This window comes from Mycobacterium sp. SMC-14 (assembly GCF_046250075.1).
Lineage (GTDB): Bacteria > Actinomycetota > Actinomycetes > Mycobacteriales > Mycobacteriaceae > Mycobacterium.
The window spans coordinates 1-14,466 of sequence record NZ_CP176429.1 but is presented as its reverse complement, the minus strand read 5'-3'; the positions used below and the strand labels follow the sequence as shown (position 1 = coordinate 14,466).

Annotated in this window: 13 protein-coding genes and 2 tRNA genes; 3 read left to right on the top strand and 12 right to left on the bottom strand. The window is 65.7% G+C overall.

Annotated elements, in window-relative coordinates; genetic code table 11:
• Positions 1 to 20 precede the first annotated feature (20 nt).
• Both ACKY0W_RS00075 and ACKY0W_RS00070 read right to left on the bottom strand, forming a co-directional pair.
• On the bottom strand, positions 21 to 689 hold the full coding sequence (locus ACKY0W_RS00075) for an aminodeoxychorismate/anthranilate synthase component II (RefSeq protein WP_409435876.1): 669 nt from the start codon (positions 687 to 689) through the stop codon (positions 21 to 23).
• Between the two features lie 92 nt (positions 690 to 781).
• Positions 782 to 1,531 (bottom strand): DUF881 domain-containing protein, encoded by a 750-nt coding sequence (locus tag ACKY0W_RS00070; RefSeq protein ID WP_409435875.1) that lies wholly within the window; start codon positions 1,529 to 1,531, stop codon positions 782 to 784.
• 92 nt (positions 1,532 to 1,623) lie between these two features.
• Here ACKY0W_RS00070 and crgA point away from each other — a divergent pair, with 92 nt between their 5' ends.
• Together crgA and ACKY0W_RS00060 are read left to right on the top strand one after the other, a co-directional pair.
• Positions 1,624 to 1,908 carry a cell division protein CrgA gene (gene crgA, locus ACKY0W_RS00065; protein WP_406782669.1) on the top strand — a complete coding sequence of 95 codons (285 nt, stop codon included), beginning with the start codon at positions 1,624 to 1,626 and terminating at the stop codon, positions 1,906 to 1,908.
• A 141-nt stretch (positions 1,909 to 2,049) separates the two neighbouring features.
• Positions 2,050 to 2,481: a PH domain-containing protein gene (locus tag ACKY0W_RS00060; RefSeq protein WP_409435874.1), complete on the top strand. Its 432-nt coding sequence runs from the start codon at positions 2,050 to 2,052 to the stop codon at positions 2,479 to 2,481.
• Positions 2,482 to 2,501: 20 nt separating this feature from the next.
• Here ACKY0W_RS00060 and ACKY0W_RS00055 read toward each other — a convergent pair whose 3' ends face one another.
• Positions 2,502 to 3,050 carry a peptidylprolyl isomerase gene (locus tag ACKY0W_RS00055; RefSeq protein ID WP_406759473.1) on the bottom strand — a complete coding sequence of 183 codons (549 nt, stop codon included), beginning with the start codon at positions 3,048 to 3,050 and terminating at the stop codon, positions 2,502 to 2,504.
• A gap of 40 nt (positions 3,051 to 3,090) precedes the next feature.
• On the opposite strand from ACKY0W_RS00055, the gene cwsA reads away from it, so the two are divergent.
• Entirely contained in the window at positions 3,091 to 3,516 is a 426-nt protein-coding gene (gene cwsA, locus ACKY0W_RS00050) for a cell wall synthesis protein CwsA (protein ID WP_409435873.1), read from the top strand.
• Between the two features lie 31 nt (positions 3,517 to 3,547).
• Here cwsA and ACKY0W_RS00045 read toward each other — a convergent pair.
• The 9 genes from ACKY0W_RS00045 to dnaA all read right to left on the bottom strand — a co-directional run bounded on the left by ACKY0W_RS00045 (position 3,548) and on the right by dnaA (position 14,466).
• A tRNA-Ala gene (locus ACKY0W_RS00045) sits at positions 3,548 to 3,620 on the bottom strand.
• Positions 3,621 to 3,632: 12 nt separating this feature from the next.
• Positions 3,633 to 3,706, bottom strand: a tRNA-Ile gene (locus ACKY0W_RS00040).
• A 73-nt stretch (positions 3,707 to 3,779) separates the two neighbouring features.
• The gene (locus ACKY0W_RS00035) at positions 3,780 to 4,607 is read right to left on the bottom strand and encodes a DUF3566 domain-containing protein (RefSeq protein WP_409435872.1); all 828 of its coding nucleotides are present in this window, start codon (positions 4,605 to 4,607) and stop codon (positions 3,780 to 3,782) included.
• Positions 4,608 to 4,662: 55 nt separating this feature from the next.
• The gene (gyrA, locus tag ACKY0W_RS00030; protein WP_409435871.1) at positions 4,663 to 7,158 is read right to left on the bottom strand and encodes a DNA gyrase subunit A; all 2,496 of its coding nucleotides are present in this window, start codon (positions 7,156 to 7,158) and stop codon (positions 4,663 to 4,665) included.
• A gap of 82 nt (positions 7,159 to 7,240) precedes the next feature.
• On the bottom strand, positions 7,241 to 9,292 hold the full coding sequence (gene gyrB / locus ACKY0W_RS00025) for a DNA topoisomerase (ATP-hydrolyzing) subunit B (RefSeq protein ID WP_409435870.1): 2,052 nt from the start codon (positions 9,290 to 9,292) through the stop codon (positions 7,241 to 7,243).
• Between the two features lie 199 nt (positions 9,293 to 9,491).
• Positions 9,492 to 10,070 carry a DUF721 family protein gene (locus ACKY0W_RS00020; protein ID WP_409435869.1) on the bottom strand — a complete coding sequence of 193 codons (579 nt, stop codon included), beginning with the start codon at positions 10,068 to 10,070 and terminating at the stop codon, positions 9,492 to 9,494.
• On the bottom strand, positions 10,067 to 11,227 hold the full coding sequence (gene recF, locus ACKY0W_RS00015; protein WP_409435868.1) for a DNA replication/repair protein RecF: 1,161 nt from the start codon (positions 11,225 to 11,227) through the stop codon (positions 10,067 to 10,069). The genes ACKY0W_RS00020 and recF overlap by 4 nt, the downstream gene beginning before the upstream one ends.
• A 39-nt stretch (positions 11,228 to 11,266) precedes the next feature.
• A complete protein-coding gene (gene dnaN / locus ACKY0W_RS00010; RefSeq protein ID WP_409435867.1) occupies positions 11,267 to 12,463 on the bottom strand; it encodes a DNA polymerase III subunit beta in 1,197 nt (398 codons plus the stop codon).
• 533 nt (positions 12,464 to 12,996) lie between these two features.
• Complete coding sequence (gene dnaA / locus ACKY0W_RS00005) at positions 12,997 to 14,466, bottom strand: chromosomal replication initiator protein DnaA (RefSeq protein ID WP_409435866.1); 1,470 nt, start codon at positions 14,464 to 14,466, stop codon at positions 12,997 to 12,999.

Below are 14,466 nucleotides of genomic sequence, written 5' to 3'. Positions count from 1 at the left end.
GCGGCTCTACCCGCAAGCCGCTACACGACGGGCGCGGGTGGGCGGGCCGTCTGCACGGTCGCGGCGATTTCCTCCTCCAGCCGGCGCACCAAGGCGTCGTCGCAGGAGTACCCGCAGTAGCCGAGCCAGTTGGCCAGCATCCGGTGACCGCCCTCGGTGAGGATGGACTCCGGGTGGAACTGCACCCCGTGGATGGGCAGCTCGGTGTGCCGGACCGCCATGATCACCCCGCCGCGGGTGCGCGCCGTGGCCTCGAGAACCGGCGGCAGCGTCTCGGGCAGGATCGTCAGCGAGTGGTAGCGGGTGGCCGTGAACGGGTCCGGCAAACCCTTGAGCACCCCGGCATCGGTGTGGAAGACGGTGCTGGTCTTGCCGTGCAGCAGCTCGGGCGCCCGGCCCACGGTGCCGCCGAATGCGACGCCGATCGCCTGATGCCCCAGGCACACTCCCAACACCGGGATCCCGGCGGCCGCACACGCACCGACCAGGGCGATCGAGGCGCCGGCGCGTTCCGGCGTGCCCGGTCCGGGGCTGAGCAGCACCCCGTCGAAGTCGGCCACGGCGGCGGCCGGGTCGACGAGGCGGGCGTCGTCGTTGCGCCAGACGGCAGCCTGCACACCCAACTGACCCAGATACTGGACCAGGTTGAACACAAAGCTGTCGTAATTGTCGACGACGAGGATCCGCACGCCCAACAGGCTACCGCCGTGTTAGTGGCGACGACCCGCTGCGCCCGGCTCCGCCGCGCTGGCGATCGTCGCTTGCGGCGCGGGCACCGGCGTCAGTAGTCGACCGGCCCGGCCGGCACGGCGTACCGCATCCGGGCGACGGCCGGCGTCTCGGCCACCTCCAGGTCGGTACTGACCTGCTCGCTGTAGCCCAGACCGAAACGGATCACGTACTGCTTGTAGAGGGTGATCAGCGGATCTGCGGCCAAGGCGGCCTGCATCGCGGCCGGGTCACCGATCGCAGTCACCACGTAGGGCGGGCTGTAGGTTCGGCCCTCCAGCAGCAGGGTGTTGCCCACGCAGCGCGGTGCTGACGCCGCGGTGATCCGCTGGTCCTGCATCTGCACGGCTTCGGCGCCGGAACTCCACAACGCGTTGAGCACGGCCGAGATGTCCTGCTGGTGCACCACCAGGTCGTCGGGGGAGGCGTCCCGGGGGAACCGGCCATTGGCGTCGCGCTGGGCGTCGGTGAGCGTGACCACCAGGCCCGGGCCGTGCATCGCCTCCAAACCGGCCGCCGCGGCGAGTTGCTCGGTGCGTTTGCGCATCGCCGACAGCGCAACGCCGGAGCCTCGGCCGTGTACGGACCCCACATCGGTTGCCAGTGTGTCGCGCTGGGCGGTGAGTTCTTCCACGGTGGCCTGCGTCGAGCGGACCAGATCGACCAGCCGGGGGGCATCCCCGCGTCGAATCTCTTTGCCGCCGGAGACCCCGTGGGTGGCCGCCAGCAGCAGGCCGGCCAGTAGGCAGACCAGCGGAACTCCGACCCGCCACGGGGAGGACGGCGGCCCGTTGCGCTCCATCGGCTCTCCCGTTCTCGGCTGGGTTATCCTGCTGGGCTAATCTCGTACCGACCCATACTCGCAGCTTCACGCCGCACTTTCCCGAGGTACTGATGCCCAAGTCCAAGGTTCGCAAGAAGACCACCAGCTTCACCCCCTCGGCGGTGAGCCGTACCCCGGTCAAGGTCAAAGGTGGCCCATCGAGCACATGGTTCGTCGCACTGTTCCTGGGGCTGATGCTCCTCGGCTTGGTGTGGCTGATGGTGTATCAGCTGGGCGCCACCGGGCTGGACGCTCCCGCGGCACTCAACTGGATGGCTGAGCTGGGCCCGTGGAACTACGCCATCGCGTTTGCCTTCATGATCACCGGGCTGTTGCTCACCATGCGCTGGCACTGAGCTGCGCAGACGCGGTATTTCGGTGATTTCGGGCTGCCGCCGATGCCAGCGAGGCAACCAAGCAATTGCTCAATCACATCGATGTGATTTATCCCCACTGTGGACAACTCCTGTAGATAACTTTGAAACCCGCAGGTCGAAATGACTCAGGACAGGCACGAGCAAACGGACTGGTCGCCGCCGGCCGGCGGAATCGCTGGTTGCGCGCTTGTCGGTGCATTGTTAGCTATCAGCGCTGTGACGGTCGCCACAGATACGCCCGGACGTGTTCTGGCCGGCATTGCCGGAGTCGGCCTGCTGTTGTTTGCCGGGCTCTCCTGGCGGGCCCGGCCCAAGCTTGCGCTGACATTCGACGGCCTGGCGGTGCGCGGTTGGTGGAGCACCACCATGCTGACTCCGGACAGCCTCACCCGGCTGCGGGTCACGGAGTATCAGCGCATCGGGCGCAAGCACCGGCTCCTGGAGATCGAGACGCGCGGTGACCAGATGCTGATCTTGTCGCGGTGGGATCTGGGGACCGATCCGCGCGAGGTGTTCGAGGTGCTCTCAGCGGCCGGCTACACCGGCCGCTGACAACAGCTGCGTGTCGCTGCTTAGGCGACGGTGATCGACTCGATGACGACGGGCTCGGTGGGCCGGTCGGCACGGTCGGTGGCGGTGGTGGCGATGGCGTCCACGACAGCCTGCGAGTCCGCGTCCACGACCTCACCGAAGATGGTGTGCTTGCGGTTCAGGTGCGGGGTCTGGCCCACGGTGATGAAGAACTGCGAACCGTTGGTGGCCGGGCCGGCGTTGGCCATCGCCAGCAGGTAGGGCTTGTCGAACACCAGCTCGGGGTGGAACTCGTCCTCGAACTTGTAGCCGGGGCCGCCGCGACCGGTGCCGGTCGGGTCGCCGCCCTGGATCATGAAGCCGTTGATCACCCGGTGGAACACCGCGCCGTCGTAGAACGGCCCCGACGAGCCGCCGGAGGCGTTGGTGGTGGAGTACTCCTTGGTGCCCTGGGACAGGCCGACGAAGTTGGCGACGGTCTTGGGGGCGTGGTTGCCGAACAGCGCGATCTTGATGTCGCCGCGGTTGGTGTGCAGCGTGGCAGTTGCGGTGGCAATGGAGCTGGAGGTCATGGGATCACAGTCTGCCATTCGCGGCGTGGTGGGCTACGTCACGGGTAGCGTTGTGCCCATGCGCCTGGCGACCGAGACCCCGCTGACCCACCGAGAGCGCCTGACGCGCGGGCTGGCTCATACCGCTGCCGGGCCGGTGGACGTGGCCCGGGGCGCCGTGGGGCTCAGTGGCGACGCAGTCCGCCGCGGGGCGGTGGAATTGCGTCGACGCTACCGGGAGAGTCAACTGTCCGACCGGGTCGCCGAGGCCGCCGAGGCCGCGGCCCGGGAGCTGGCCGCCGCCCAGGAAGCCGTTGCCGGTTTTCCGGAACTGTTGGAAGGTAGCGCCCCGCGCCGTCATGTTCGCCGGTCCTGGCTGCTGGTGGCGGCCGCCGGGGCGGCACTACTGGCGGGCGGGGTGGTGGCGGTGCTGATCCGCCGCTCGAACCGGCCGCAGGAGCCGGGACCGCGCCCACCGAGCGTGGACGCACAGCACAAGATTTAGTACGCAGGGCGACGCTTTCGCGTTCGCATTGTGGAGCCTAGGAGATTCGAACTCCTGACATCTGCCTTGCAAAGGCAGCGCTCTACCAACTGAGCTAAGGCCCCTGGTGGGACTCGTGGGCCTAGGAGGACTCGAACCTCCGACCTCTTCGTTATCAGCGAAGCGCTCTAACCGCCTGAGCTATAGGCCCGTAGTCGTCTGCGACCGAGCGAGATTACCGCACCGGGTGCCCGCTCACCAAAATGCCATGAACACCAGGCCGGTCAGTCCCGGTCGGCCAGGGTTACCTCCACGCCGCCGACGACGTCGGTGCTGAGGTTGTAGATCACCACACCGAGGGTCGCCATGGCGGTCAGCACCACGACGTTCACCAGCCCGATCAGCGCGGCGCCGCCGAAAATCGAACCGGCGGAAACCAGTTCGGCGGCACTGTTGTTGGTCAACAGGTCGCCTACGTTGCTGTTCAGCTTGCTCCAGACGCCCATGGCGCCCAGGGCGACGTAGAGCACGGCCACCGCCATCATCCAGACGAAGAACAGCGCCGTCGAGAGCAGCAGCGACACCTTGAGGGCACTCCAGGGGTCGATCCGTCGGATCTGCATGCTGGCCCGCAGCGGACCGCGTGGCCCCGCCGCGACCTGGGGGCGGCGGACCGCAGAGCGCCGCTGCGCCGGTTCGGACAGATCCGGCAGTTCGCTGGCGTAGGCGTCGTCCGCCTGGGCGGGCTTGCCCGGCGGCGCGGCCTTGGCTGCCGGCTTGGCCGGCTGTGCCGGGGGCTTGGCCTGTGCCGGACCCTTGGCCGCGGCCTGCTGCGGCGCACCGGGCGCCGGAGGTGTTGTCGGGGCGGCCGTACCGGAGACGAACCGGCGTAGCCGCTCGTCAACGCCGGGGGAGTGCGCACCGGCCTCTCCGGGACGGGCCGCGGCGGGCGGCCTCGGCTGGCCACCGCGTTGCCACGGCGGTGCCTCCCCGGTCTCGGTGATCCGGCCGGGCCGGCCCGGGGGCCGCTGACCCGCGTCGGCCGGACCGTTGCCGGCCGGCTCCGCCTTGCCCCCGTTGCCCGGGTGCCCCGGCTCGTTCGGTGCGCTCACCCACGACTCCTTACCTGCGTGTCCCGACCGCTCCGCGGCCGGGTCTGACGTCGGATCAGCTGCCCGAGTCCTCGTCGGCCGCCTCTTCGTCGGCGTTCCGCGCAATCGCTATCAGTGTGTCGCCCTCACCCAAGTTCATCAACCGAACGCCCTTGGTCTGCCGGCCGGCCTTGCGAACCTGCCGTGCGGCGGTACGAATCACTCCGCCGCCGGAGGTGATCGCGTAGAGCTCACTGTCGTCGTCGACGATCAGCGCCCCGACCAGTCGGCCTCGCCGTGAATCGTACTGAATGGTGAGGATTCCCTTGCCGCCACGACCCTGCGCGGTGTACTCCTCGATCGCGGTCCGCTTGGCATACCCGCCCGCGGTGGCCACCAACAGGTAGGTGTCCTCGCGAACCACATTGAGCGACAGCAACCGGTCGTCGGCGTTGAACCGCATGCCCTGCACACCGGAGGTCGCGCGGCCCATCGGCCGCAGCGCCTCGTCGGTCGCCGAGAACCGGATGGACTGACCGTTCGCCGACACCAGCAGCAGGTCCTCCTCGGCCGAGCACAACACGGCGCCCACCAGTTCGTCGCCGTCCCGGAGGTTGATCGCGACAATGCCGCCTGACCGGTTCGAGTCGAAGTCGGTCAGCTTGGATTTCTTGACCAGACCGTTGCGGGTGGCGAGCACCAGATACGGCGCGTCTTCGTAGCTCTTGATCTGGATGACCTGAGCGATGCGCTCCTCGGGCTGGAAGGCCAGCAGGTTGGCGACGTGCTGGCCGCGGGCGGTGCGCAGCGCCTCTGGCAGCTCGTAGGCCTTGGCCCGGTACACCCGGCCCTGTGTGGTGAAGAACAGGATCCAGTCGTGCGTCGAGCAGACGAAGAAGTGCGCGACGATGTCGTCCTGCTTGAGGCCGGCGCCCTGCACACCCTTACCGCCGCGCTTCTGGCTGCGGTACAGATCGGTCTTGGTGCGCTTGGCGTAGCCGGTCTCGGTGATCGTGACGACGACGTCCTCGCGGGCGATCAGATCTTCGTCGGCGACGTCGCCGTCGGCGGCGATGATCCGGGTACGCCGGTCATCGCCGAACTTCTCGACGAGCTCAGCCAGCTCGTCGTGCACGATGGCGCGCTGCCGTTCGGGCTTCTCCAGGATGTCCTTGAGGTCAGCGATCTCCGCTTCGATCTTGGCCAATTCATCGATGATCTTCTGGCGTTCCAGGGCAGCCAGCCGACGCAGCTGCATGTCCAAAATCGCTTGCGCCTGAATGTCATCGATCTCGAGGAGCTCGATCAGGCCCTGGCGGGCGATGTCGACGGTCTGGGATGCCCGGATCAGGGCGATGACCTCGTCGAGGGCATCGAGTGCCTTGACCAGACCTCGCAGGATGTGGGCTCGCTCCTCGGCTTTGCGGAGCCGGTAACGGGTGCGCCGCACAATGACGTCCAGCTGATGCGCCACGTAGTAGCGGATCATCTGGTCCAGCCGCAGGGTGCGCGGCACGCCGTCGACGATCGAGAGCATGTTGGCGCCGAAGCTGGTCTGCAGCTGGGTGTGCTTGTAGAGGTTGTTCAGCACCACCTTGGCCACGGCGTCGCGCTTGATCTCCACGACGATGCGCAGGCCCACGCGGTCACTGCTCTGGTCCTCAATGTTGGCGATTCCCACCAACTTTCCGTCGCGCACCTGCTCAGCGATGGACGTGATGAAGTTGTCGTGGTTGACCTGATACGGCAGCTCGGTGATGACCAGCAGGGCACGCCCGCGCGAGTCCTCTTCGATCTCCACCACACCACGCATCCGAATGGAGCCGCGGCCGGTGCGGTAAGCGTCGCTGATGCCCTGCGAGCCGACGATCAGACCGGAAGTGGGGAAGTCCGGGCCCTTGACCCGCTCCATCATCGCTTCGAGCGTGGTCTCTTCGTCGGCGTCGTAGTTTTCCAAGCACCAGAACACGCCCTCGGCCAGTTCGCGAAGGTTGTGCGGCGGGATGTTGGTCGCCATGCCGACGGCGATACCGCCGGAGCCGTTGGCCAGCAGGTTCGGGAACCGGCTGGGCAGCACCGTCGGCTCTTGCACCCGGCCGTCGTAGTTCGGAACGAAATCGACTGTTTCCTCATCGATTTCGCGAAGCATCTCCATGGCCAGCGGGGTCAGCCGGGCCTCGGTGTAACGCATCGCGGCCGCTGGGTCGTTGCCCGGCGAGCCGAAGTTGCCCTGGCCGTCGACCAGGGGATAGCGCAGCGACCACGGCTGGGCCATCCGGACCAGGGTGTCGTAGATCGAGGCGTCACCGTGCGGGTGGTAGTTGCCCATCGTTTCGGCAACCGAGCGCGCCGATTTCGCGTGGCTGCGGTCCGGCCGGAATCCGGAGTCATACATCGCGTAGAGGACCCGGCGGTGTACCGGCTTGAGACCGTCGCGCACCTCGGGCAGCGCGCGACCCACGATCACGCTCATCGCGTAGTCGATGTAGCTGCGCTGCATCTCGTGCTGGATGTCGACCGGCTCGATCCGGTCCACCGAGTCGTCTCCGGGTGGCAGCGTGGTGTCTGTCATCTATTCCTCGCTCTGTGAAGAAGTCAGTCAGGTCAGATGCCGCGATATCTCGCCGACGTCACTGGAACATCGGCCTACATCGCTAAACATCGAGGAAGCGAACGTCTTTCGCGTTGCGCGTGATGAAACTGCGCCGGGCCTCGACGTCTTCGCCCATCAGGATCGAGAACAGCTCGTCCGCGGCCGCGGCGTCGTCGAGGGTGATCTGGCGCAGCACTCGCACGGTCGGGTCCATCGTGGTCTCCCACAGTTCCTTGGCGTCCATCTCACCAAGACCTTTGTAGCGCTGGATGCCGTCGTCCATATTGATCTTCTTGCCGGCGGCCTTGCCGGCTTCGAGCAGACCGTCCCGCTCGCGGTCGGAATAGGCGAATTCAGCGTCGTTTCCGCGCTGCCACTTGAGCTTGTACAGCGGCGGCTGCGCCAAGAACACGTGCCCGTGCTCCACCAGCGGCCGCATGAAACGGAACAGCAGGGTGAGCAGCAACGTGGAGATGTGCTGGCCGTCGACGTCGGCGTCGGCCATCAGCACGATCTTGTGATAGCGCAGCTTGGAGATGTCGAACTCGTCGTGAATACCGGTGCCCAGGGCGGTGATGATCGCCTGGACTTCGTTGTTCTTCAGGACGCGGTCGATGCGTGCCTTCTCGACGTTGATGATCTTGCCGCGCAGCGGCAGGATCGCCTGGAACATCGAGTCGCGGCCGCTCTTAGCGGAGCCGCCGGCCGAATCACCCTCCACCACATACAGTTCGGACTTGGTCGGGTCATTGGAGCGGCAGTCGGCCAGCTTGCCCGGCAGGCCGCCCAGATCGGTCGCGCTCTTGCGCCGCACCAACTCCCGAGCCTTGCGGGCAGCCATCCGGGCCTGCGCCGACGACACCGCCTTGTTGATGATGGTCTTGGCTTCGGCGGGGTTGGCCTCGAACCAGTGGCCGAGTTGCTCGTTGCAGACCTTCTGCACGAACGACTTGACCTCGGTGTTGCCCAGCTTGGTCTTGGTCTGACCCTCGAACTGCGGCTGGGACACCTTCACGGAGATGACCGCGGCCAAACCCTCACGGATGTCGTCGCCGGTGAGGTTGGGATCCTTGTCTTTGAGCAGCTTCTTGTCTTTGGCGTACTTGTTGACGACGCTGGTCAACGCGGACCGGAAGCCCTCTTCGTGAGTACCGCCCTCGGCGGTGTTGATGGTGTTGGCGAAGGTGTGCACCGACTCCGAGTAGCCGCCGTTCCACTGCATGGCGATTTCTACTTCGTGTCCGGTTCCCTTGCCGTCGAAGTCGACGATGGTCGGGTGGATCGCGGTCTTGCTGCGGTTGATGTGTTGAACGAAGTCCCGCAGGCCGCCGGGGTAGTGGAAGACACGGTGCTTGACCTTGTGCGGGGCCACGGCTTCGGCGGCCTGTTCCTCGGCGGTCTTTGGCGCTTCGGCGGTGTCGCTGACCACTTCGTCGACGACCTCTTCGACCCGCACCCGCTCATCGGTCAGGTCGATGGTCAGGCCCTTGTTGAGGAACGCCATCTCTTGCAGGCGCCGCGCGACGGTCTCGAAGTCATAGGTGGTGGTCTCGAAGATGTCCGGATCCGCCCAGAATCGGATGGTCGTGCCGGTCTTCTTGCTCTTCTCACCCTTGCGCAGGGTTCCGGGAACCGACTTGTCGTAGGTCTGGAACCACTCGAAACCATCCCGGAAGATGTCGGCTTCCAGGCGGGTCGACAGCGCGTTGACCACCGAGACACCGACACCGTGCAGACCACCGGAGACGCTGTAGGCGCCTTCCTCGAACTTTCCGCCGGCGTGCAGCACGGTCATGACGACATCCACCGTGGGTACGCCGGTCGCATGCATCGCGACTGGGATGCCTCGACCGTCGTCGGTGACTTCGACACCACCGTCTTCGAGGATGCGGACCGTCACCTTCGAGGCGAAGCCGGCCATCGCTTCGTCGACGGCATTGTCGACGACTTCCCAGATCAGGTGGTGCAGACCGCGTTCACCGGTGGAGCCGATGTACATACCGGGTCTTTTACGGACGGCTTCGAGGCCTTCGAGAACCTTGATCGAATCGGCACCATACTTGTTTTCGGCAGCCACGGTCGGGGAGCTCTCCTCAGGTTTGCAAGCCAGCATTCGACGCGCCACAAGGGTGCGTACGCGGGATACTGAGTCAGTCTACCTTGGGGTCCCGACGGCGAGCATTTTCTTGGGGTGTTTCTGCCTACCTGATTGCGCCGTGGCGTCGATATCGCGGTTTGCCTCGTGTCCGGCCGCTGGCCGGAGCGATTTTTTTGCTCGTAGCGCCACTCAGGCGTCAGATTCCGGCATCCACTCAGCCGTAGGTATCGCGCGGGCCTCGGCCCGAGACGTGCAACGGTCCCTTACGCCACGACGGCGCGGTCGGACCGGTGATCTTCAGCGTCTTGACCACACCGTCGCCGACGGCGGCGGCGATCTTCGCCAGTAATTGGGCCTGGACCAGGCGCAATTGCGTGGCCCAGGCGGTCGACTCGGCCGCGACGCTCAGTACGCCGTCGGAGAGCCTCGTGGGAGTCGCATGCGAAGCGATGTCGTCGCCGACCACCGCGCGCCACTGTCCCAGCACCGTGCCTTCGGCCACTTGCGCCGACCAACCTCGCGACTGCGCCAGGTCGCGGGTGGCCGCACCCAGCGTCTGGGGGTCCCGCCGATCGGGTCCAGGTCCCGACCAGCTGCGGCGACCGCCACCGGTGCCGGTGGGACGGCGGCGCAGCGGCGCCCGGCGTCCCTGCCCGACGTCTTTGCCCTGGCTGCGGGCCGCTTCGCGTGCTTCGGCGAGGGTGCGGCGGACAAGATCCATGCCGGTCAAACCGGCCAGATGCGCCGGTGGCTGCCATGCCGGTTCGTCCGGCGAATCGTCGACGCCGGTCATGGCGCGGTGCCGATCAGTTCGGAGACCCTGCCCTCGTCACCTTCGGTGACGGCGATCCGGATCTGGCGGGCCTGCCAATCGTCGGGGATATCCTCCGCGACAGCGGCGGTGATCAAAACCTGCTCCGCCGATGCGGCGACGCCGGCGAGCGCGCGGCGCCGGGCGACGTCCAATTCGGCGAAAACGTCGTCGAGCAGCAGTACTGGCTCGGCGCCCTCACTGCTCAGCAGTTCATAGGAGGCCAATCGCAGGGACAGCGCCATGGACCACGACTCACCATGGCTGGCAAAACCTTTCACCGGTCGGTCCCCGAGTCGCAACTCCAATTCGTCGCGGTGCGGGCCGACCAGACACACACCACGTTCCAGTTCCGCACTGCGGCGGCGCGCCAGCTCCGTGAGCAGAGCTTCCTGTAGTTCGGTCGCGCCCGGATTCTCCTCACCGAGGGCGATCTCCAGTTTCGGCCGATAGGCCACGGCAGCGCTGCGCGTTCCGGGGGCTAGGAGTTGGTAGGCCTTCTCGACTTCCGGCGCCAGCTGATTGACCAGGTCGATGCGGGCGGCCATCAGCTCGGCCCCGTGGTTGGCCAGCTGAGCATCCCACACGTCCAGGGTGTCCAGCACGGATCGGTCACCACGATGCAGTGCACCCGGCGCGCTCTTGAGTAGCGCGGTGCGCTGTCGGAGCACCTTGTCGTAGTCCGCACGTACTCCCGCGATCCGCGGACGACGCACACTGGCCAATTCGTCGAGGTAGCGGCGACGCTCACCGGGATCGCCCCGTACCAACGCCAGATCTTCCGGGGCGAACAGCACCGCGCGCAGCACCCCGACGACTTCGCGTGCGTGCCGTACCGGTGAGCGATTGAGACGCACTTTGTTGGCGCGGCCCGCGGCGATCTCCAAATCAACGGCGAGTTCGCGGCCCTCATTGACGACGATCGTGGAAACTACGGCGCGACTGGCACCCGATCGGATCAACGGAGCGTCGGTGGCCACCCGGTGTGAGCCCAAAGTGGACGAATACCACAGTGCTTCAACAAGGTTGGTCTTCCCAAAGCCGTTCGGTCCGACCAGGACCGTCGCGCCCGGTTCCAGTTCCAGATCGACGTGCGCCCAGGACCGGAAATCGCGAAGGCCCACGTGGCGGACATACACCGAGAAACCAACCCCTCCCGTCGTCGCGACCTGCGCTGATCAGCCTGGCAGGCGGACCGGCATCAACAGGTAGACGTAATCCGACGGAATCGCCGGGAACGGTCCATCGCCGATCAGCGCGGGGTCATCCGCACCGACCGGGCGCAGCACCGCGGGCTTCTTCGGATCGGTGAAGCCCATCGACACCTTCTCGCTGTGCAGCGAACCCAAACCATCCGTGAGATAGGTCGGGTTGAACGCGATGGTCAACGGCTCACCGACGAAGTCGATGGGCAGATCCTCCTCGGCGCGACCGACATCTTCGGCGCCGGCCGAAAGTCGCAGAGTGCCCTCGGACAACTCCATGCGTACCTGGGCACCTCGGTCGGCCACCAAGGCCACACGCTTGATCGCTTCGGTCAGTTCCGCCACACCAATGGTCGCGACGGCCAGGTGCTCGTTGGGCAGCAGCTGCCGGAACTTCGGGAATTCCGCGTCCAACAGTCGGGTGGTGCTGCGCTTTCCGGCGCTGGTGATTCCCAACAGCCCCTCGTTACCGACCGCGGAACCGGCTCCCAGCGCCAGATGCACCTCGTTGCCGTCGCTGCTGGCCTTGGCCGCCTCGGCCAAGGTCTTGGCCGGGACCAGCACGGCGGCTTCGGTGCCGGGCGCGGCCGTCCAACTCAATTCTCGGACAGCAAGCCGGAAACGGTCTGTAGCAGCCAAAACGACTGTGTTGCCGGAAATTTCGACGCGTATACCGGTCAACATGGGCAACGTGTCGTCGCGGCCGGCCGCTACGGCTACCTGGCCGATGGCCTCGGCGAACACATCTGAGGACAGCACGCCCGTCTCGTCGGGCAGTGTCGGCAGAGTGGGGTAATCCTCGACCGTCATGGTCGGCAGCGAGAATCGGGCGTTGCCGCAGGTCAAAGAGACCCGGGTGGACTCCACCTGAACTTCGACCGGCTTGGCGGGCAGCGCTCTGGTGATATCCGACAGCAGTCGACCGGATACCAAAACGCTTCCAGGAGAAGCGATCTCAGCAGCAAGCTGAACTTCGGCGGAGACTTCGTAATCGAATCCAGACACAGTCAGGCCGTTGTCGGAACCCGTCAGCAACACCCCGGCCAGCAGCGGCACAGTAGGCCGGGCCGGCAGAGACTTCGCCACCCACGCCACCGCGTCAGCGAAGTCATCCCGGTCCAGGCGGAACTTCAAGTCGGTCAGACCCGCGTTCGTGGTCGCCGCGTCCATAGCGTCCTCTCGTCACCCCGATATCGAGCTCTACTCTGCGGCGACTGGTGAACACCCCCACCCGCGGCCGTGCAACGCCCCACGCCGAAGTGTAAGAGCGGTAGGCCACCAACCGTAGAGCCTGTACGGCCTTCTTGAAAGTTAAACGTCGACACCGAGCGGCTCAGCACGGCCTTGGCCGGTGCCGAGACGGGCAGGTTGTGAACAGCCCGGGTTGACCCGAATCCCCAACGACCTGTTTTTAAAGAGAATCAAGGGATAACTCCCAGTATTAGTAGTAAGTCCTGTGGATGCTGGGCATAGCGTGGCATCGTCGCTGCTGAGCGGGCGCGTGGGGTTGGGGAAGAGCAGTGAATGACACGCCCGGGTCGGCCGGCGCGGCTGTGTATGAAACCGCCGGTGTGGATCGACTGGTGATTCGTCATCGGATGGTGGACAGGTTGTCCGCAGCGGTATCCACAGGGCTGGACCGTGACGGGTGGTACGAGTGGGTCCAAAGTTTTTTGTAAGAGCGACGGACTAGAACCGGCGAATCAGCGCTTGGCGCGCTGCCGGATCCGGGTGGTGAGCTCTTTGACTTGATCGAAGACCTCGCGACGCTCGGCCATCTCGCCACGGATCTTGCGCTCGGCGTACATCACCGTGGTGTGGTCGCGACCGAATGCCTGGCCGATCTTGGGAAGGGACAGGTCGGTCAGTTCGCGACACAGATACATGGCGATCTGGCGGGACTGTGCCAGCGGGCGGGTTTTGCCGGGCCCGCGTAGTTCCTCGATGGAGGTGTCGAAGTACTCGGCGATGACGGCCATGATGATCGCTGCGCTGATCTGCATGGTGCTGGCGTCGGCGATCAGGTCACGCAGCACGATCTCGGCCAACGATCGGTCGATCGGGGTCTTGTTGAGCGAGGCGAAGGCGGTCACCCGGATGAGTGCGCCCTCGAGTTCTCGGATGTTGCGCTCGATGCTGGTGGCGATGAGTTCGAGCACGTCGCCCGGCACGTCGAGACGTTCCATCTGCGCCTTCTTGCGCAAGATGGCGATCCGAGTCTCCAGATCGGGCGGCTGGACGTCGGTGATCAAGCCCCATTCGAAGCGGGTGCGAAGCCGATCTTCCAGGGTGGCAAGCTGTTTCGGCGCCCGATCGGACGTGATCACGATCTGTTTGTTGGCGTTGTGCAGGGTATTGAAGGTATGGAAGAACTCTTCCTGGATACCTTCTTTTCCTTCGATGAATTGGATGTCGTCGACCAGCAGCACGTCGATGTCGCGGTAGCTGCGCTTGAACGCCACCTTGCGGTCGTCGCGCAGGGAGTTGATGAAATCGTTGGTGAACTCTTCGGTGGAGACGTATTTGACACGCATTCCGGGGAAGAGTCGCTGGGTGTAGTTGCCGGCGGCGTGCAGTAGGTGGGTCTTACCGAGGCCGGATTCACCCCAGATGAAGAGCGGGTTGTAGGCACGCGCCGGTGCTTCGGCGATGGCCAGCGCGGCGGCGTGGGCGAACCGGTTGGAGGTTCCGATGACGAAGGTGTCGAAGGTGTAGCGCCGGTTGAGGCTCGCGCCGTCGGCGGTCGACGAGTCATCACTGGGGCGTTCGGTGAAATAGTTGGGCCAGTCGTATGCGACGTCGGTGGTGTCGTCGTCTTCTTCGTCCGTGCGGACCTCGGCGGCATTGTCGGTGCTGGAGGTACTGAGTTGGTCTTCGGCGGTCTGCGGTGAGATCCGAACCCCGAGTTCGATGGCGTGACCGAGGCGGCGGCTGAGTGCATCGGTGATCTGGGTACGCAGATGCCGTTCGATCTCGTTTTGGACGAAGCTGCTCGGAACCGCCAGCAGGGCGAAGCCCTCGACGATGGCCAGTGGGTGGACGAGCTTGAGCCAGGCCTTTTGCTGCGGAGTCAGGGTCGGGGCCGAACCGTTGGTTGGCGGGACTTCTCCGTTGAGTTCGGCTACTACTTCGTCCCAGAGACTGAGAAACGCGGTGCCGGGGTCCTCACTCAA